Genomic DNA, 18,371 nt, shown 5'->3' on the forward strand with positions numbered 1-18,371 from the left:
CCAGCTTATGTGCTTGATCGTCTTCGCCTGGCATGTGTTGCCCGATGTGCCACTGATTGCGGCCGCCAATCGTGATGAATTTTTGGATCGCCCCACTGCACCCGCGATGGCCTGGGATGATTACCCGCAAATCTACGCGGGACGCGATCTGCAGGCCGGAGGCACCTGGATGGGCATTACCCAGCCGGGCCGTTTTGCCGCCATCACGAATATCCGCGCACCGTCCGAAAAGCGCACCGATGCGCCGTCGCGCGGCAATTTGGTGGCCGATTTTCTGCGCGGCGACATGCGCCCGCGCAGCTATATCGACGCGATCCGGAACACTACAGCGGAATACAACGGCTTCAATCTGCTGGTCGGCGACCGCGAACAATTGATCTGGTTTTCCAATCGTGGCGCGGAAGATGTGCGCAACGGTCAGCCATTGGCGCCGGGAATTTACGGCATATCGAACGCGTTGCTCGACACACCGTGGCCGAAAGTGGTGCGCACAAAAGCGCAATTTGCCAGCCTGCTGTGCCAGCGTGCGCCGGAAGAAGCCTATTTCGACATGTTGTTCGACACCACCCGCGCCGCCTCCGATTGCCGCTTGCCCAAAACCGGCATCGATATCGAACTGGAACGCCTGTTGTCGGCGCCGTATATCGAAGCGCCGAATTACGGTACCCGCGCATCGACTTTGGTGCGGCTCTATAACGAGGCTCCCGCTGCGCTGATCGAACGCACCCGCCCAAGCATCGCCCTCGCCCCAAAGCAGGACGCCCAACCCGAACGATTGCATTCAAGTAATGCACGCAGCTGTCGCTACTCAGAATACAACCCCGAAGGAGATCATCATGGACGTTAGCAGCATTGCCAGCCTGGCAACATCCCTTGCATCAACCCAGACCAATGACGCAATCGGCATCTCGGTACTCAAGAAAGCCATGGACATCGGCGCGTCCAATGCAGAAGCGTTGATCGCCGGCTTGTCGGAAATTCCGGTAGCAGCCAGCAATCTGCCGCCGCATCTGGGCCAGAATGTGAATACAACCGCTTGAATTTTTTATTGCATTAACAAATAAGTACTATCCACGCAAGACACGAAAAAAAAATCAAAAGGGCTTGAAAATACAGCCCTTTTGATTTTTTTTTCGTGTCTTCGTGCTTTTCGTGGTCCGATTATGGAAGTCAACTACGTTCATTGAAGATATGCCGCATATGCACATGCGGTATCCCGGCGTCCTGGTATTGCTCGCCTTCGCGCACGAAGCCGTGGCGGGCATAAAAAATTTCGGCGTGGGTCTGGGCGCTGAGTTCCACTTGATGCTCGCCGCGCCGCTGTGCCTGTTGCATCAGCGCCAGCAGTAGCGCAGCGCCGACGCCGTTGCCGCGCGCTTCTTTGAGCACCGCCATGCGGCCAATATGGCCGTCCGGCAACAAACGTCCAGTGCCAACGGCACGTTCCACACCATCATCATCCGGCATGAAAGCGACCGCGTGCAGGCACTGCGCGTCCATCTCGTCCCATTCCATTTCGAGCGGGACTTTTTGCTCCAGTACAAAAACCGCATAACGAATGGCTTGTGCTTCGGGCTTTTGGGTGGCCCAATCACCGAGTGCAATGCGAATAGTCATAAATATCCTGGAGAAAGTTTTTCAAAGGCAGCAGTTTACGCCGCTTTCATCTTGGCCCGCAGCATGTCGCGGATGTGCGGCGTGGCGGCAAACGGATCACTCGGATTGGTCTGGCTGACGATCTCTTCCATCCGGATCTGGACCCCGGCCAGTGCGTCCGGATGCGAGTAGATGTAAAACTTGCCGTCGCTGATAGCATCGAAAGTCCATTGCGCGACATCGGCCGCACTGACCTTGCCGGAACTGACTGCCTTGTCGGTCATGATTTGCGATGCCATCTGGCTGGCGGTCGGCTTTGCCATCATTTTCACATCGTCAGGTCGGTTGCGGTGCGACTGGCTGATGCCGGTCGGCACAAAATACGGGCATAGCACCGATGCGCCGATCGGCGCTTCAACCAGTTGCAAGTCGTGGTACAGCGATTCCGACAGCGACACCACCGCATGTTTGGAGACGTTATAGACGCCCATTGCCGGCGCATTCAGCAAACCGGCCATGGAAGCGGTATTGACGATGTGGCCCTGATAGCCGGCTTCCTTCTTCGCGCATTCCAGCATCAGCGGCGTGAAGATGCGTACGCCGTGGATCACGCCCCACAGGTTCACACCCAGCACCCATTCCCAGTCGGCCACCGAGTTTTCCCACACCAGGCCGCCGGAGCCCACGCCGGCATTGTTGAACAATAGATGCACCGCACCGAAGCGCGCCATGGTGGCGTCTGCCAGCGCTTGCACCTGCTCGGCCTTGCGCACGTCGCAGATCATGGCCAGCACTTGCGCGCCCTGTGCTTCGAGTTCGGCTTTGGCTTGATCGAGTGCATCTTGCTGCACGTCGGCCAATACCAATTTCATGCCGCGTTGCGCACCGATATGGGCGAACTCGCGGCCGAAACCGCCTGCACCGCCAGTTATGACGGCGACTTTATCCTTGAAATTTTGCATCTTGTCTCCTGATTGTTTTTTGAAAATTACGCTTTTTTGAGTTGAAAACCTAAGCGCGGAAAATGCACCACCACCGTGCCGGCACGGTCATCGCTGCGGCGCACGGCAAATTCCTCCGCGCTACAAATGACCAGTTCGCCGGCCACCGGATCGACACCGTAATCGGTGGCGGCGATGGTGACTTGCGTACCGAGGGCAATGCGGTGGGTATCGACGAATGCTGCAACATCAATGACCGCAGGCGTACTGTCGCGGGCAATTGTCAGTGCATCCTCGGCGCGCAACTTGCCGCACTGATGGTGGCCGATGGCGGCCATGCGGTCGGCCCAGGCCAGCAGCTTGGGTGCGGCGTCCAGAAAACCGGCCACCGCGTCGATGCGCCGGATGGTCCAGATCGCGTGATACACCGAAAAATCCGCGATGCAAGGCGCGTTGCCCAGCAGATAAGACGTGCCTTGTTCCAGCATCGATTCCAGTTGGCCCAGGTATTGGCGTAACTGGCCGGTGGCGTCGGCCGCCGAAATGCGCGCTGCGTTGCTACGCAACAAGGCGCGATCGGCCGCAAACGCCTTGAGGTGCTGCTCGGGCACATTGGCGAACATTTCCTGCATGCCAGCCGGCTGGAATGCGTACGCGATGGCAGTCCAGAACAATGTCGAATCGGCCCACTGCGCCAGCGTCCTGGCAAGCCCTGCCACTGCGCTCGGGTACAGCGATGGCGTCGGCGCGATGCGCTCCAGTACCTCGGCAATCAATGCTGTATCGCAATAGATGTCGGCGCCAATTTGCAGCACCGGCGTTTTGCGATAACCGCCGGTCAGCGCGGTCAAATCCGGTTTCGGCATGATCACCGGGATATTCACCGATTGCCATGCCAGCTGTTTAAAGCCGAAGATCAGCCGCACTTTCTCGGAAAACGGGGAATTCGGGTAATGATGAAAAATAAGATCCGGCATGGCTTCTCCAGTTGCTGGCTGCGAACTACACGGCAGTCGCAGCGAGATTGATTGATTGATTGATTGGCTGATTGACTAATTGACTAAAAATCAGTCGCCCACTTGCCCGGGCAATGGCGTACTACCGTCATCAAAGTGGCGCAGGTATTTGAAGGTGCCCATGGCCTTGGCTACCAGTTTGTCGCCGTTCCAGACTTCCCCTTCGCAAAAACACAGCGAAGTCGAGCGATGAAATGCTTTGCCGATGGCAATCAGGCGGCTGCCCGGCTTGCCGCCGGGTTGCAGGAAGCTGGTATTCATTTCGACCGTGATTGCGCCCTTGGCTTGCGGAAAAATCGAGCGCCCGGCCAGCGACATCGCCACATCAAGCAGCGTCATCGTCAGGCCGCCGTGGGCGACCGCCCAACTGTTCATGTGGCGTCCTTGCAGATCGACGGCGACTTGCGCCTGGCCGTCGCCCATACTAAGCAATTCGACGCCGATTTCATTGAGGAACGGGATTTCGACCGGAAAAGGCATGGCAGCGGATGCCGGCGCAATTCCCATCAGACTGCGCTCACGCCGCCATCGACCGCCATGATCTGGCCGGTGATGTGCTTGCCGGCGTCGGACGCAAACAGTGCCGCGATGCCTTTCAAGTCTTCATCGTCGCCGATGCGCTGCAGCGGCACGCCAGAGCACAGAGCGTCGAGGCCGATGTTTTGCAGCACGCCTTTGGTCATCTTGGATGGGAAAAAGCCGGGTGCGATGGCGTTGACGGTGATGCCGTACTTGCCCCACTCGCCTGCCAGCGTGCGGGTGAAGTTGATGACCGCGCCCTTGGAAGTGTTGTAAGCGATGGTATCCATGGTGCCGGGCGGATTGCCAGAGAGGCCAGCAATCGAGGCCAGGTTGATGATGCGACCGTATTGGCGCGGAATCATTGCGCGTTTGCCCACCGCTTGCGAGACCAGGAAGATGCTGCGGATATTCAGGTTCATCACCTTGTCCCAGGCTTCAACCGGATGGTCTTCAGCGGGTGCGCCCCAAGTGGCGCCAGCATTGTTAATCAGGATGTCGATATGGCCGAGACGCGCCAGCGCCTGCGTTACCAGCGGCTCGATGGCGGCGTCCTGCGACAAATCGGCGGCAATCGCGCTGGCTTCGATGCCGCGCTGCTTCAGGTGCGCGACCGCATCGTCCAGATCGGACTGCTTGCGCGACGACAGCACGATTTTTGCGCCCAATTCGCCCAGCGCTTCCGCAATCTGCAGCCCGAGTCCGCGCGAGCCGCCAGTAACCAGCGCGGTTTTACCTTGTAAATCAAAGAGTTGCTGAACTGTACGCATGTGTTTTCCTGGTTGTAAGGTTGGGCGGGTGACACCCGCGCAGTGTGATCGTATGAAAAGCGCGGGTTCCACCCACACTACTTTAATATAACGGGAGTATGTATAAAAACAATGCACTTCCCGCATTAATACAAATAGATATTAAAAATACACCTCTATGTATATTTTATACTGTGGCTATTTACAATCTACTTACAGCCTGTTTACAGCACATAATCCATGCACTGCCGGGCCTGCCGTATTGCGCCGATAAATGGCTTGATGGCCTGGTGCGCCGGATGATTTTGATACGCGTCCAGCGCGGCTACCGACTCGAATTCCGCATATAGCACCACGTCGTAAGTTGCCTCCAGCCCGTCCTGCGCCAGCGCGACTTCAAGCTTCAGGATGCCCGGCACGATGTCATGGCAACTTTCGAGCATCTGCTTCATTTTTACCGCATTGCTGGCCTTGTCCGCGCCTTCGGCGTGGTCTTTAAGTTGCCACATGACGATGTGCTTGATCATGATTGATATCCTGTTTATGTGATTTTGAAGAGACCAGCACCTTAAATCTTTGCGTGCTGGATGTCCAAGCGCAATAAGTGCCGAGTTCAGGGCCGAGTCAGGGCCGAGTCTTAAACCACTTCAAACAGGCCGGCAGCACCCTGACCGCCGCCGATGCACATGGTCACAACCACGTATTTGACGCCGCGCCGCTTGCCTTCAATCAGCGCATGCCCGGTCAAGCGGGCGCCGGATACGCCATACGGATGGCCCACCGCAATCGCGCCGCCATCCACATTCAGGCGATCCATCGGAATCCCGAGCGTGTCGGCGCAATACAGCACTTGCACCGCAAACGCTTCGTTGAGTTCCCACAGGCCGATGTCGGAAACTTTCAGGCCGGCTTTTTTCAGCAGCTTGGGAATCGCAAATACCGGGCCGATGCCCATCTCGTCAGGCTCACAACCGGCTACCGCAAAACCGCGGAAGATGCCGAGTGGCTGCAAGCCTTTGGCTTCGGCAATCTTGCTGTTCATCACGATGGCAACCGATGCGCCGTCGGAGAATTGGCTGGCGTTACCGGCGGTAATCACGCCGCCCGGGATTGCCGAACGGATTTTCGATACCGCGTCAAGCGTGGTGTCGGCGCGGATGCCTTCATCGGCGCTGATCGTGACTTCCCGCGTCATCAGCATGCCGCTGGCCTTGTCGGCCACACCCATGATGGTGGTCATCGGCACGATTTCGTCAACGAACTTGCCGGCGGCTTGCGCGGCTGCGGCGCGCAACTGGCTTTGCACGCCGTATTCGTCCTGGCGCTGGCGCGCGATGTTATAGCGCTTGGCGACGGTTTCCGCGGTTTGCAGCATCGGCCAATACAATGCCGGCTTGTGCTGCTGCAGCCAGGTTTCCCGGATCATGTGCAAGTTGGCTTCCTGTTGCACACAGGAAATCGACTCAACGCCACCAGCCGCATAGATATCGCCTTCGCCGGCGATGATGCGTTGCGCCGCCAGTGCGATGGTTTGCAGCCCGGAAGAGCAAAACCGGTTGACCGTCATGCCGGATGTGGTCACCGGGCAACCGGCGCGCAGTGCAATCTGGCGCGCGATATTGCTGCCGGTAGCACCTTCCGGCGTGGCGCAGCCCATCATTACGTCTTCCACTTCGCCGGGCTCGATTCCAGCGCGTTCAATCGCGGCGTGCAATACATGACCGCCCAGCGTGGCGCCATGGGTCATGTTGAAAGCGCCCTTCCAGGATTTGGCCAGAGCAGTGCGGGCGGTCGATACGATGACGGCATCAGTCATGAAAGTCTCCTAATTATCGGTGGTGTGTTGGATTTTCTAATCTGGCAAAGGGCTTGCTTGCAGCAAAGCAGATGCATTCATTGGGTTTGTCAAATCGCAGAATATCATAATTTAGTACGATCGTTCGTAAATATAAAAGGTGCTTGAAGTTTCAATCAAGCTGGCACCTTGCAGCGCTGCCAGCTTGTAATTTCCTCGCAAGAATCACGTAAGCTTCAAAGCTGAAACTCAAGCACTGCTTGGACCAGCGCGTTGCGCGCAAGCCCCTGATAAAAATAGTTTGAGGAGAAAAAATGGCGCCCGCAACACCCCCTGCGCACGTCATCACGGCAGAAGAACAGAAGGTGATTTTTGCGTCCTCGCTGGGCACCATTTTCGAATGGTATGACTTTTACCTGTATGGCTCGCTCGCCACCATCATTGCCCGGCAGTTTTTCTCGGGCGTGGATGAAAACACCGGCTTCATCTTTGCGCTGCTGGCATTTGCCGCCGGCTTCATCGTGCGCCCTTTTGGCGCGCTGATTTTCGGCCGCCTGGGCGACATGATCGGGCGCAAATACGTCTTCCTGCTGACGATCCTGATCATGGGCAGTGCAACCTTCATCGTTGGCCTGTTGCCAAGTTACGCCTCGATCGGGATTGCCGCACCGATTGCGCTGATCACCATGCGTATTCTGCAGGGCCTGGCTCTGGGCGGTGAATACGGCGGAGCCGCAATCTATGTCGCCGAACATGCGCCGCATCACAAGCGCGGCATTTTCACCGCATGGATTCAGACCACGGCGACGTTGGGCTTGCTGATGTCATTGCTGATTATTCTGGGCATGCGCACCGCAGTCGGTGAAGAAGCGTTCCAGGATTGGGGCTGGCGCATTCCGTTCCTGGTATCGATCTTTCTGCTGGCGGTGTCGGTCTGGATTCGCGTGTCCTTGCATGAGTCGCCCGCTTTCGCACGGATGAAGGCGCAAGGCAGGACTTCGCCGGCACCGCTCACCGAATCTTTCGGGCGCTGGAAAAACATGAAAATCGTCATCCTGGCGTTGTTCGGCTTGACCGCAGGCCAGGCTGTAGTTTGGTACACCGGCCAGTTCTATGCGCTGTTCTTCCTGATCCAGACCTTGAAGGTAAATGGCCAGACCGCAAATTTGCTGATTGCAGCTTCGCTGTTGCTGGGAACGCCGTTTTTCATTGTTTTTGGCGCGCTCTCCGACAAAATCGGCCGCAAGCCGATCATCATGGCCGGTTGCTTGCTGGCTGCATTGACGTATTTCCCGATCTTCAAGGCCATCACGCATTACGCTAATCCGGCGCTGGAAGCGGCGCAGGTCAGCGCACCCGTAATCGTCAAAGCCGATCCGGCCGAGTGTCATTTTCTGTTCAATCCCACTGGCGTAAAGAAATTCGATTCTTCCTGCGACATCGCGCGCACCGCACTGACCAAGGCATCGGTCAATTATGCGAACGTCGACAGCCCTGCCGGTTCGGTCGCCACGATCCAGATCGGCGAGCAGATCCTGCAAGGATTTGACGCCTCCGGCCTGAGCGCCGCAGATGCCGACGCGCAAACCGAAGCCTTCACCAAACAGATGACGTCCGCCCTGAAAGCTGCCGGTTACCCCAGCAAGGCCGATCCGGAACAGGTCAACCGCGGCATGCTGCTGTTTTTGCTGTTCGTGCTGATGCTGTTTGTGACCATGGTGTACGGCCCGATCGCGGCGCTGCTGGTGGAATTGTTTCCGACCCGCATCCGCTATACCTCGATGTCGCTGCCGTACCACATCGGCAACGGCTGGTTTGGCGGCTTTTTGCCCACCACCACTTTCGCGCTGGTGGCCTTCAAGGGCGACATTTACTACGGCTTGTGGTATCCGGTGATCATCGCGCTGATGACATTCGTCATCGGCATGCTGTACATCAAGGAAACCAGCGGCAAGGACATTTACGCCAGCGATGGATTAATTGATTGATGCAGGGCTTACGCAAAAATGTTGCTTTAAAAGTTGCTTTAATAGTCGCTTTAATAGTCGCTTTAATAGTTGATTGTCAGTAGTGCCGGCCTCCGTGCCTGCGCCGGGCCGCAGGCACGGAGGCCGGCACTACTGGTATCGATACGCTGGGGTTACAATCAAAAGCATGAGAAATTGTTAGGAGAATGGCATGGCATCTGGAAAAATTCTGGTCGCCCAGGGCGGCGGCCCGACTGCGGTGATCAACCAATCGCTGGTGGGCGTGACGCTGGAAGCGCGGCGTTTTCACAACGTTGAACTGGTCTATGGCGCCCGTCACGGCGTACGCGGCATCCTGGAGGAAGACTTTCTCGACCTGACGCAGGAAACCAGCCACAACCTGGAACTGGTGGCCAATACGCCCTCTTCAGCACTTGGTTCCACCCGCGACAAGCCGGACGTCAAGTATTGCCAGGAAATCTTCAAGGTGTTGCGGGCGCACCAGATCGAACATTTTTTCTACATCGGCGGCAACGATTCGTCCGACACCGTGCATATCGTCAGCCAGCAAGCGCAGAAAGCCGGGTATCCGCTGCGCTGCATTCACATTCCAAAGACGATAGACAACGACCTGGTCGGCAACGACCACACGCCCGGATTTCCATCGGCGGCGCGCTTTGTGGCGCAAGCGTTTACCGGCGCCAACCTGGATAACGCATCCTTGCCCGGCGTGTATGTCGGCGTCGTGATGGGCCGCCATGCGGGCTTTCTGACCGCGGCGGCGGCGCTGGGCAGGAAATTCCCCGACGACGGGCCGCACCTGATTTACCTGCCCGAACGCACCTTTGTGCTGGAGCAATTTCTGGCTGACGTGAAGGCAGTGCATGATCGTATCGGGCGCTGTGTAATTGCGGTTTCCGAGGGCATTCACGACGCTTCAGGTGCACCCATTATCAGCCTGCTCGCTAAAAATTCAGAGCACGATGCACACGGCAATCTGCAACTCTCGGGCACCGGCGCGCTGGCCGACCTGTTGTGCGAGGAAATCAAGAACAAGCTCAAGATCAAGCGCGTGCGAGGCGACACCTTCGGCTACCTGCAGCGTTCGTTCATCGGTTGCGTGTCGGACGTGGATCAGCGCGAAGCGCGCGAGGTCGGCGAAAAAGCGGTGCAGTTTGCGATGCGGGGCGGCCGCGACGGCTCGGTGGCGATCAGGCGCAGCGGTAATTATGCGGTCGATTATGCGCTACTGCAATTGCAGGAAGTGGCGGGCAAAACGCGCGTGATGGAAGACGCATTCATCGCCGCATCCGGCACCGACGTCACCGAAGCCTTCCGCCAATATCTGCGCCCGTTGCTGGGTGCGGGCATGCCGGATGCATCCCGGCTGCGGGCCAATCCGGTGGCAAAGATTATTGCTGCGGCTGGTTAATATTCCACGATATTCACCGCCATGGTTCAGTTTTTCCGCTCGCATCACCACCTACGCCTGACTTTTGCACTGCTGACCGGGTGTGCTGCCATATTTGCATTGCCCGAATCCTGGCTCTGGATCACCCGCATATTGGTTGGCTGGAATATTGCAGTGTGGTCGTATCTGTGCCTGATGGGATGGTTGATGCTGCACGCCGATCACGCCAGGGTGCGAAAAATTGCCGAACAGGAGGATGAGAGCGCGGTTGCCGTGCTGGCTATCATGTCCCTCAGCGCCATTGCCAGTCTGGCCGCAATCATCCTGGAACTGGTAGCCGCGCAAGAATTACCCACTGGACAACGCATACTGCACTATGCGTTTACCGGCGCTACCGTGCTAGGTTCATGGTGCATGGTCGGCACCATGTTTACCATCCATTACGCCCGCATGTTTTATCGGGCTCCGGCCAGCAAGCGGCCGCTCGGGTTTCCGGAGCATGAAGAAAATCCGGATTACTGGGATTTCCTGTATTTCGCATTCACCATCGCAGTGACGGCGCAAACCTCGGATGTAAACATTTTGAGTCGCCCGATGCGCAAGGCGGTGCTGGCGCAATCCCTGCTCAGTTACCTGTTTAACGCGGCAATTCTGGGGTTTTCGGTCAATATTGCGGCCGGCTTGCTGGCGGCCTGAGCATTTCGCGTATAGCATGCTTCTTTTGAAGGAGGCGGAGTATGCATAAAAACCATGCCATTCCCGCATTAATTATAAGATCTACTAAAAATACATTGGCATGTATATATTGGCATATATGTTTATGCTGCCGATTGTGTCAGCTGTCATTTCAAATAAAAGAACGGCCATCGAGTGATGGCCGTTCTTTGTCAAACACCTCCAGCACATCAGCTTATCCGTTAAAGGTGTTTCCCTCTTCGGCCAGTTTCTGTAGCAGCGGCGCCACTTTCCATGCGTCACCATTGCGGCCGCGTGCGTATTTTTCCATCGCCATCACCACATTCGGTAAGCCGACGGTATCCGCATAGAACATCGGGCCACCACGAAATAGCGGGAAGCCGTAACCGGTCAGGTAGACGATGTCGATGTCGGAGGCGCGCTGGGCAATTCCTTCGTCCAGGATATACGCGGCTTCATTAACCATCGAGAACACCAGGCGCTCGACGATTTCCTGATCGCTGATCTTGCGCCGTTCGATACCCAGATCGGCCGAGTGATTAACGATCATGTCATTGACCACTTGTGCTGGATACGCCTTGCGGTCGCCGGCCTTGTAGTCATACCAGCCAGCCTGCGTTTTTTGGCCGAAGCGTCCCATTTCGCACAACAAATCGGCGGTTTTGGAGTAACTGATGTCCGGTTTGTCGATATAACGGCGCTTGCGGATATACCAGCCGATATCGTTGCCGGCCAGGTCGCCCATGCGAAACGGTCCCATCGCAAAGCCGAATTTCTCGACAGCTTTGTCGACCTGCTCCGGCAGGCAGCCTTCTTCCAACAAAAAGCCGGCCTGGCGGCTGTATTGCTCGATCATGCGGTTACCGATGAAACCGTCGCAGACTCCGGAAACGACGCCGGTTTTCTTGATTTTTTTCGCCAGTCCCATGACGGTGGCCAGCACATCCTTGCCGGTTTTCGCGCCGCGCACGATTTCCAGCAGCTTCATCACATTAGCCGGGCTGAAAAAGTGGGTGCCGATCACATCTTGCGGTCGCTGTGTAAAGCTGGCGATGCGGTTTATGTCCAGCGTTGAAGTATTGGTGGCCAGAATGGCGCCCTGTTTCATTACTGCATCGAGCTTTTTGAACACGGTTTCTTTCACGCCCATGTCCTCGAACACTGCCTCGATCACGATATCGGCCTGGCCGATTTCTTCATACGATAGCGTGCCCTTGATCAGCGCGATGCGCTGTGCGCATTTCTCGGGCGAAAGTTTGCCTTTTTTCGCCGTATTTTCGTAATTCTTGCGAATCGTAGCTAATCCCTTGTCCAGCGCTTCCTGCTGCATTTCGAGAATGGTCACGGGAATGCCGGCATTGGCGAAATTCATCGCAATGCCGCCGCCCATGGTGCCGGCACCGATCACGGCGACCGAATGGATCGTGCGCACTGGCGTGTCAGCAGGTACATCGGCAATCTTGCTGGCCGCACGTTCGCTGAAGAATGCATGGCGCAACGCTTTGGATTCAGTGGTTTGTATCAGCGCCATGAACAGGTCGCGCTCGAACTTGAGGCCATCTTCGAACTTCATGGTTACCGCTGCTGCCACCGCATCCACGCATTTCAACGGGGCCGGGAATGGACCCGCCATCGCCTTGACCGTATTGCGCGAGAACTGGAAAAACGCTTCATGGTTCGGGTAATCGATGTTGATGTCGCGCACTTTCGGTAGCGGACGCACCGCAGCCACGCTGGCGGCAAAGGCGAGTGCGCCCTGCATCAGATCACCGTCGATGATTTGATTGAACAAGCCCGTTTGTGCCAGCTTTTCAGACGCAACCGGCGTGCCGGACACTATCATGTTCAAGGCCATTTCAACCCCGACCGCGCGCGGCAGCCGCTGGGTGCCGCCGGCACCGGGCAATAACCCAAGCTTGACTTCAGGCAAGGCGATTTGCGCACCGGGCACTGCTACCCGATAGTGGCAGGCCAGCGACAGCTCCAGCCCGCCGCCCATGCAGACCGAATGTATTGCCGCTACCACCGGCTTGGTGGAATTTTCGACCACATTGATAACGGTGTGCAAGGAAGGCTCAGTCAGGGCTTTGGGCGAATTGAATTCCTTGATGTCGGCACCGCCGGAGAATGCCTTGCCGGCACCGGTAATCACCACCGCCTTGACGGCATCGTCTGCCAGCGCTTTTTTCATCCCGTCGACCAGCGCGCTGCGGGTCAATAATCCCAGACCATTTACCGGCGGATTGTTCAGAGTGATGACGGCGACAGCGCCCTTGACTTGATATTCGGCAGTCATAAATGCTCCTTTACGTTGAGGTTGTCTCTAATTGTTGAATGGTTGAAATGAGGCTGTTGAAAACGGTATTTCGCGTACTGCAGAGCGTTTAACTATACCGTAAAAAGAACGATCGTATTATTTTAAGTTTAAAAAAACCGATGCAAAAATACATCGGCAAATTCCATCTTGCGTTGCCGGTCAAACTTCCAGCCATTCCTTGCGAATTGCGGCGTCAACGCGCAATTGCTGCGGCGTGCCTTCGAATACGATGCTGCCGTGTCCCATTACATACACACGCTGCGAGATTTCCAGTGCAATCGCCAGTTTTTGTTCGACCAATAGTATCGAGATGCCCCGCTCTTGCAGTGCTTTCAGATATTCGGCCACCAGATCGATAATTTTGGGCGCCAGACCTTCGGTCGGCTCATCGATCATGATCAGATCAGGGTCGCCCATCAAGGTGCGGCACAGCGTCAGCATCTGTTGCTCGCCGCCCGATAGCACGCCGGCGGCCACATGCCGGCGCTCTTTAAGTCTGGGGAACATTTGGTACATGTCCTCAAACGACCAGCGCGATATTTGACCTTTTATCTTGCCTTTTTTCTGGCCCAGCAGCAGATTTTGCTCCACCGTCAAAGTCGGGAAGATGTCGCGATTTTCCGGTACATAGCCAAGTCCTTTGTGGGCGATCTGAAAAGCCTTCAAGCCAATCAATTCCTCTCCCTTGAACAGAATCGAACCTGTGGCATCGACCTGCCCCATCGCTGCCTTGACTGTGGTCGAGCGCCCGACGCCATTGCGCCCCAACAGGCTGACGATCTCGCCTTTGTCAACCGTCAGGTCAACTCCGTTCAAGACGTGACTCTTGCCGTAAAAGGCGTGCAAGTCCTTGATTTCGAGCAGTGGCTTCATGCCGCAGCCTCCTGTGGTGCATGACTGCCCAGATACGCTTCTTGCACCTGGCTATTGCCGCGAATATTGGCTGGGGTATCGCAAGCGATCATTTCGCCATACACCAGCACCGCAATTTTGTCCGCCAGGCCAAACACCACACTCATGTCATGCTCGACCATCAATAAGGTTTTGCCGGCCGTTACCTTGCGGATCAGTTCCACCGCAGCATCAGACTCGGAGCGGCTCATGCCGGCAGTGGGTTCATCGAGCAGGATGACATCGGCGCCACCAGCAATGGTGATGCCGATTTCCAGCGCGCGCTGTTCGGCGTAGGTCAATAAGCCAGCCATCACGTCACGCCGTCGGGTCAGGCCGATATCGACCATTACCTTTTCGGCGCACTCCCGTGCATCTTTCAGACCATTCAAGCGGTGCCAAAACGAGTATTTGTAGCCGAGCGACCAAAGCACTGCACAACGCAGGTTTTCAAATACCGTCAGGCGATGGAAAATATTCGTAATCTGAAAACTGCGCGACAAGCCCAGCCGATTGATCTGAAACGGCTTGAGCCCGGCAATGCTGCGGCCATTGAGCAAGATATCGCCGGAACTCAGCGGGAAACGCCCCGAAATTAGATTGAACAGCGTCGATTTGCCCGCGCCATTGGGGCCGATCACCGCAAAACGCGCACCTTTCGGTATCTGCAAATTGGTACCGCGAATGATTTCGGATTTGCCGAAACTCTTGCGCACATCCTTCAGTTCCAGAGAAAAATTACACATTAGGCTGCACTCGCAATCAATTGAATTTCCGTATTCACTTCATCCCAGACTTGCTGAAATGCTGGCCGGGTGCGATTTATCCCCAGGCAACCGAGCACGAACAGGATGGCAGCCACCGTCCAGCCGGGGGCTGCCATGGTATCGACAGTAAAACCGAACAATTGCATCTCGCTGCCGTTGACCAATTCGAGACTCAGGTGATACAGCATTTCGATGGCGATCACAGCGCCGCAGAAGGCCACCAGCGAGGCCGCGCACACTGCGGCCAGATGCGGCCAGACGCGGCCAAACTTGCGGTATTTCATCAGCCGCAAATTCAACATCAGCAAGCTGGCGATGCCGCCCGGCGCATAAATCACGATGATGATGAAAAATGCCCCCAGATACAATTGCCAGGCCTTGGTAAAATCCGACAGCAAGACGGTCAGAAACACGCCGATGACGGCACCCAGCATCGGGCCGAAAAAGAAGCCGATGCCGCCGATAAAAGTAAATAACAGGATGGCCCCGGAGCGCAGCGCACTGACGTTCTCGGCGCTGACGATTTCAAAGCTGATGGCCGACAAGCCGCCCGCTATGCCGGCAAAAAAGGCCGACAGAATCAGGGTCAGGTAGCGCACCCAATGCGTGTTGTAGCCAATGAATTCAACCCGCTCCGGATTGTCGCGCACCGCATTGATGATCCGGCCAAGTGGGGTCTGGGTAAATGCGTACATGCCGATGGTGCTGACGAACAGCCAGAATGCAATCAGGTAATAGACCTGAATCTGTGGACCGTAAGTGATGCCCAGGAAAGCTTGCCCGACCACCCGATTGGCCGAGACACCGCCTTCGCCGCCGAAAAATTCCGGGAACATCAGCGAACAGGCAAACACCAGCTCGACAATGCCCAGGGTAATCATGGCGAAGGTGGTACCCGATTTTTTTGTGGTGACATAGCCGAACAGCACACCGAACAGCATGCCGGCAAAACCGCCCACCAGCGGAATCAGGGTAATCGGAATCGGCACCGTGCCAGTCGTGGCCAGATTGATGGCGTGAATCGCACAAAATGCGCCCAGTCCGGAGTACACCGCGTGACCGAACGACAACATGCCGCCTTGGCCCAGCAGCATGTTGTAGGACAGGCCGAAAATCATGATAGTGCCCATCTGGGTCAGCACCGATAGCGCAGCGCCTTGATTGAAAATGACCGGTGCGATGATCAAAATCAGCGCAAACACACTCCAGATGATCCAGCGGCCCAGGTTCAACGGGGTAAATTTCATATTGGTCGTCATGATGGTTGTCATATTGGTAATCATGGCCTCATCCCTCCCGCGTGCCCATCAAGCCCTTCGGCCTGAAGATCAGAATCAGCACCAGAAACAGGTACGGCAGGATCGGCGCGACTTGCGCAATCGTCAGCCGCAGCACCGGGTAGCCAAAGGTTTGTGCGTTGATTTGAGCGCCAAACGCACTCAGAACGCTGATGATTGAATAATCCAGCGCCACCGCAAAGGTCTGCAGAATACCGATCAATAGCGACGCCAGCAGTGCGCCCACCACCGATCCCATGCCGCCGACCACCACTACGACAAAAATGATGCTGCCCACCGCATGCGCCATATTCGGCTCGGTGACAAAGGCATTGCCGCCGACCACGCCAGCCAGCCCGGCCAATGCACAGCCGCCGCCGAACACCAGCATGAATACGCGCGGTACGTTGTGCCCCAGCGCTTCGACGGCATCCGGATGGGTCAGCGCAGCCTGGATTACCAGGCCGATGCGGGTGCGGGTGAGCATCAGATACATCGACAACAGCATCAGCAGGGCAATCAGCATGATGAAGCCGCGATAGATCGGAAAGGTGGTTGTATACAACGTAAACAAGGGGCCATCCAGCTCGGGTGGAATTGGGTACGCTACTGCCGCGCGGCCCCAGATCAATTGCACCAGTTCGACAATTACGTAAGACAAGCCGAAGGTGAATAACAGTTCAGGGATGTGTCCGTATTTATGCACTTTACGCAAACCATAGCGCTCGACACCGGCCCCTAGTATGCCAACCAGCAAAGGTGCAATAAACAAAGCCGGCCAAAACCCTAGTTGGGTACTGATGCTGTAGGCGAAATAGGCGCCAACCATGTAGAAACTGGCATGGGCAAAATTGAGTATGCCCATCATGCTCAGAATAAGGGTCAAACCAGATGAAAGCATAAACAGCAAAAGCCCATAGCTCAAGCCGTTTAGCACAGTAATTAACGTGAACTCCACGATGCGCGCCCTTGATTTTTATATTTGTTCCAGAGTATGGCTTGCGCAAGCCGGTTGCCGTGCGGATGCAGCATTTGCAGCACCGCGCATCGGCGTGCATAACGCACCCGATCAGCGTCCTTGCTTAACTGAACGTAACTTAGCGCAAGCCCCATGCAGCCAGATAGTTACCTGGCCGGGCGTTTCATCTGGCAGGAGGTCGGTTGTGCTGCAAGGTAAGTATCGACTTTTTGCTCGGTCTTCCAGCCAAAGCCGGTATTTTCCTGGTCGTATTTAACAGTCTTGCCATCCACCTTGGCCCAGGTCGCGATATACAGCGGCTGCTGAAGCTGGTGGTCGGATTTGCGCATTTCCACTTCGCCATTCAGGCTTTTGACTTTCATGCCTTCCATCGCAAAGGCAACCTTGACCGGATCGGCGGATTTGGCTTCCTTAATGGCTTTGGACAGCATCGACACTGCGGTGTAAGTCGCCATCACATAAAAGTCATCGTTGTATTTTTTCTTGAAGGCGCCAGCGATTTCCTTGCCGGAGAATGTTTCGTTGTTGGGCGTCCAGTAGGCGACCTGCTTGACATGATTGCCGCCGGCTGCACCCATGGCCGTTGGGACTCCGGTTGTGCCGCCGTAATAAGTATAGAAATTGGCTTTCAGATCCGCATCTTTGGCGGCCTTGATCAGCAACGCAAGATCGGCGCCCCAGTTGCCGGTAATTACCGTATCGGCGCCGGCAGCCTTGATCTTGGCGATATACGGTGAAAAATCCTTGACTTGCGCAATCGGATGCAAGTCGTCACCGACGATCTTGATGTCGGGGCGTTTGCGCTTCAGATATTCCTTGGCGGCCCGTGTGACCTGATGACCGTGGGCATAATTCTGCCCGATGATGTAAATATTCTTGATGCTGGCATCTTTTGCCAGGAAGCTAGTCAGTGCTTCCATCTTCATGTCGGAATTGGCATCGAAGCGAAAATGCCAGAAGCTGCATTTGCTGTTGGTCAGGTCGGGATCGATTGCCGAATGGTTCAGAAACACGATTTCCTTGCCGGGGTTGCGCTCATTATGCTTGTTGATGGCGTCGATCAGGGCTAGCGCCACGCCGGAGCCGTTACCCTGGGCGATATAGTGATAACCCTGGTCGATGGCCGACTTCAATTGCGTCAGCGATTCCTGCGGACTGCCCTTGTTGTCGAAGCCGACGAATTCGATGGTGTTGTCTCCGGCCCACTTTTCCTTGGCGGACATTTCGGCAAACATTTGATAGCTTCTCAACTGGTTTTGACCAATCGGCGCAAAAGCGCCGGACAAGGTTTCGATGAACGCCACCTTGACGTTTTCGGCGGATACAACCGGGCTGGCAAAAGCGGCCGCCAGGGATAAAGCCAGTACTGAAGTGCGAAGCTTGATCATCATTTGTCTCTTCCTTATGGATATTTTATGGGCACTACAAACAACCGACGATCTTGCGTCGC

General features: G+C 56.1%; 18 protein-coding genes. 5 read left to right on the forward strand and 13 right to left on the reverse strand.

Annotated features, from left to right (window positions below; translation table 11 throughout):
- The first annotated feature begins 7 nt into the window (after positions 1 to 7).
- Both KGFNPO_RS08600 and KGFNPO_RS08605 read left to right on the forward strand, forming a co-directional pair.
- Entirely contained in the window at positions 8 to 847 is an 840-nt protein-coding gene (locus KGFNPO_RS08600; protein ID WP_472634327.1) for an NRDE family protein, read from the forward strand.
- Positions 837 to 1,040: a YjfB family protein gene (locus KGFNPO_RS08605; protein WP_472634328.1), complete on the forward strand. Its 204-nt coding sequence runs from the start codon at positions 837 to 839 to the stop codon at positions 1,038 to 1,040. The genes KGFNPO_RS08600 and KGFNPO_RS08605 overlap by 11 nt, the downstream gene beginning before the upstream one ends.
- A gap of 130 nt (positions 1,041 to 1,170) precedes the next feature.
- Here KGFNPO_RS08605 and KGFNPO_RS08610 read toward each other — a convergent pair whose 3' ends face one another.
- From KGFNPO_RS08610 to KGFNPO_RS08640, 7 genes are all read right to left on the reverse strand, one after another.
- Positions 1,171 to 1,617, reverse strand: coding sequence for a GNAT family N-acetyltransferase (locus KGFNPO_RS08610; protein ID WP_472634329.1), 447 nt, complete (start codon positions 1,615 to 1,617; stop codon positions 1,171 to 1,173).
- Positions 1,618 to 1,652: 35 nt separating this feature from the next.
- Positions 1,653 to 2,558 (reverse strand): SDR family oxidoreductase, encoded by a 906-nt coding sequence (locus tag KGFNPO_RS08615; RefSeq protein WP_472634330.1) that lies wholly within the window; start codon positions 2,556 to 2,558, stop codon positions 1,653 to 1,655.
- Positions 2,559 to 2,584: 26 nt separating this feature from the next.
- The gene (locus KGFNPO_RS08620) at positions 2,585 to 3,514 is read right to left on the reverse strand and encodes a glutathione S-transferase family protein (RefSeq protein WP_472634331.1); all 930 of its coding nucleotides are present in this window, start codon (positions 3,512 to 3,514) and stop codon (positions 2,585 to 2,587) included.
- A gap of 90 nt (positions 3,515 to 3,604) precedes the next feature.
- Positions 3,605 to 4,033, reverse strand: coding sequence for a PaaI family thioesterase (locus KGFNPO_RS08625; protein ID WP_472634332.1), 429 nt, complete (start codon positions 4,031 to 4,033; stop codon positions 3,605 to 3,607).
- 26 nt (positions 4,034 to 4,059) lie between these two features.
- Positions 4,060 to 4,842: an SDR family oxidoreductase gene (locus KGFNPO_RS08630; protein WP_472634333.1), complete on the reverse strand. Its 783-nt coding sequence runs from the start codon at positions 4,840 to 4,842 to the stop codon at positions 4,060 to 4,062.
- 203 nt (positions 4,843 to 5,045) lie between these two features.
- Complete coding sequence (locus KGFNPO_RS08635; RefSeq protein WP_472634334.1) at positions 5,046 to 5,348, reverse strand: Dabb family protein; 303 nt, start codon at positions 5,346 to 5,348, stop codon at positions 5,046 to 5,048.
- A gap of 110 nt (positions 5,349 to 5,458) precedes the next feature.
- On the reverse strand, positions 5,459 to 6,637 hold the full coding sequence (locus KGFNPO_RS08640) for an acetyl-CoA C-acyltransferase (protein ID WP_472634335.1): 1,179 nt from the start codon (positions 6,635 to 6,637) through the stop codon (positions 5,459 to 5,461).
- Between the two features lie 293 nt (positions 6,638 to 6,930).
- Between KGFNPO_RS08640 and KGFNPO_RS08645 the strand changes: the two genes are divergently transcribed.
- From KGFNPO_RS08645 to KGFNPO_RS08655, 3 genes are all read left to right on the forward strand, one after another.
- Positions 6,931 to 8,604, forward strand: a complete 1,674-nt coding sequence (locus KGFNPO_RS08645) for an MFS transporter (RefSeq protein ID WP_472634336.1) — start codon at positions 6,931 to 6,933, stop codon at positions 8,602 to 8,604.
- Between the two features lie 190 nt (positions 8,605 to 8,794).
- On the forward strand, positions 8,795 to 10,015 hold the full coding sequence (locus tag KGFNPO_RS08650) for a 6-phosphofructokinase (protein WP_472634337.1): 1,221 nt from the start codon (positions 8,795 to 8,797) through the stop codon (positions 10,013 to 10,015).
- 21 nt (positions 10,016 to 10,036) lie between these two features.
- Complete coding sequence (locus tag KGFNPO_RS08655; protein WP_472634338.1) at positions 10,037 to 10,690, forward strand: DUF1345 domain-containing protein; 654 nt, start codon at positions 10,037 to 10,039, stop codon at positions 10,688 to 10,690.
- 214 nt (positions 10,691 to 10,904) lie between these two features.
- Here KGFNPO_RS08655 and KGFNPO_RS08660 read toward each other — a convergent pair whose 3' ends face one another.
- From KGFNPO_RS08660 to KGFNPO_RS08685, 6 genes are all read right to left on the reverse strand, one after another.
- A complete protein-coding gene (locus KGFNPO_RS08660) occupies positions 10,905 to 12,986 on the reverse strand; it encodes a 3-hydroxyacyl-CoA dehydrogenase NAD-binding domain-containing protein (RefSeq protein WP_472634339.1) in 2,082 nt (693 codons plus the stop codon).
- Positions 12,987 to 13,166: 180 nt separating this feature from the next.
- Entirely contained in the window at positions 13,167 to 13,880 is a 714-nt protein-coding gene (locus KGFNPO_RS08665) for an ABC transporter ATP-binding protein (protein ID WP_472634340.1), read from the reverse strand.
- Positions 13,877 to 14,644, reverse strand: coding sequence for an ABC transporter ATP-binding protein (locus tag KGFNPO_RS08670; protein ID WP_472634341.1), 768 nt, complete (start codon positions 14,642 to 14,644; stop codon positions 13,877 to 13,879). Before KGFNPO_RS08670 ends, KGFNPO_RS08665 begins: the two co-directional genes overlap by 4 nt.
- Positions 14,644 to 15,948 (reverse strand): branched-chain amino acid ABC transporter permease, encoded by a 1,305-nt coding sequence (locus tag KGFNPO_RS08675; protein ID WP_472634342.1) that lies wholly within the window; start codon positions 15,946 to 15,948, stop codon positions 14,644 to 14,646. The genes KGFNPO_RS08670 and KGFNPO_RS08675 overlap by 1 nt, the downstream gene beginning before the upstream one ends.
- 4 nt (positions 15,949 to 15,952) lie before the next feature.
- The gene (locus tag KGFNPO_RS08680; protein ID WP_472634343.1) at positions 15,953 to 16,900 is read right to left on the reverse strand and encodes a branched-chain amino acid ABC transporter permease; all 948 of its coding nucleotides are present in this window, start codon (positions 16,898 to 16,900) and stop codon (positions 15,953 to 15,955) included.
- 167 nt (positions 16,901 to 17,067) lie between these two features.
- A complete protein-coding gene (locus KGFNPO_RS08685; RefSeq protein WP_472634430.1) occupies positions 17,068 to 18,309 on the reverse strand; it encodes a branched-chain amino acid ABC transporter substrate-binding protein in 1,242 nt (413 codons plus the stop codon).
- Positions 18,310 to 18,371 lie beyond the last annotated feature (62 nt).

The sequence above is a fragment of the Gelidimonas diazotrophica genome (assembly GCF_055694025.1).

Coding starts and splice junctions, on each gene's coding strand:
- KGFNPO_RS08600 (WP_472634327.1), top strand. CDS start 8: ATGTGCTTGATCGTCTTCGCCTGGCATGTGTTGCCCGATGTGCCACTG.
- KGFNPO_RS08605 (WP_472634328.1), top strand. CDS start 837: ATGGACGTTAGCAGCATTGCCAGCCTGGCAACATCCCTTGCATCAACC.
- KGFNPO_RS08610 (WP_472634329.1), bottom strand. CDS start 1,617: ATGACTATTCGCATTGCACTCGGTGATTGGGCCACCCAAAAGCCCGAA.
- KGFNPO_RS08615 (WP_472634330.1), bottom strand. CDS start 2,558: ATGCAAAATTTCAAGGATAAAGTCGCCGTCATAACTGGCGGTGCAGGC.
- KGFNPO_RS08620 (WP_472634331.1), bottom strand. CDS start 3,514: ATGCCGGATCTTATTTTTCATCATTACCCGAATTCCCCGTTTTCCGAG.
- KGFNPO_RS08625 (WP_472634332.1), bottom strand. CDS start 4,033: ATGCCTTTTCCGGTCGAAATCCCGTTCCTCAATGAAATCGGCGTCGAA.
- KGFNPO_RS08630 (WP_472634333.1), bottom strand. CDS start 4,842: ATGCGTACAGTTCAGCAACTCTTTGATTTACAAGGTAAAACCGCGCTG.
- KGFNPO_RS08635 (WP_472634334.1), bottom strand. CDS start 5,348: ATGATCAAGCACATCGTCATGTGGCAACTTAAAGACCACGCCGAAGGC.
- KGFNPO_RS08640 (WP_472634335.1), bottom strand. CDS start 6,637: ATGACTGATGCCGTCATCGTATCGACCGCCCGCACTGCTCTGGCCAAA.
- KGFNPO_RS08645 (WP_472634336.1), top strand. CDS start 6,931: ATGGCGCCCGCAACACCCCCTGCGCACGTCATCACGGCAGAAGAACAG.
- KGFNPO_RS08650 (WP_472634337.1), top strand. CDS start 8,795: ATGGCATCTGGAAAAATTCTGGTCGCCCAGGGCGGCGGCCCGACTGCG.
- KGFNPO_RS08655 (WP_472634338.1), top strand. CDS start 10,037: ATGGTTCAGTTTTTCCGCTCGCATCACCACCTACGCCTGACTTTTGCA.
- KGFNPO_RS08660 (WP_472634339.1), bottom strand. CDS start 12,986: ATGACTGCCGAATATCAAGTCAAGGGCGCTGTCGCCGTCATCACTCTG.
- KGFNPO_RS08665 (WP_472634340.1), bottom strand. CDS start 13,880: ATGAAGCCACTGCTCGAAATCAAGGACTTGCACGCCTTTTACGGCAAG.
- KGFNPO_RS08670 (WP_472634341.1), bottom strand. CDS start 14,644: ATGTGTAATTTTTCTCTGGAACTGAAGGATGTGCGCAAGAGTTTCGGC.
- KGFNPO_RS08675 (WP_472634342.1), bottom strand. CDS start 15,948: ATGATTACCAATATGACAACCATCATGACGACCAATATGAAATTTACC.
- KGFNPO_RS08685 (WP_472634430.1), bottom strand. CDS start 18,309: ATGATCAAGCTTCGCACTTCAGTACTGGCTTTATCCCTGGCGGCCGCT.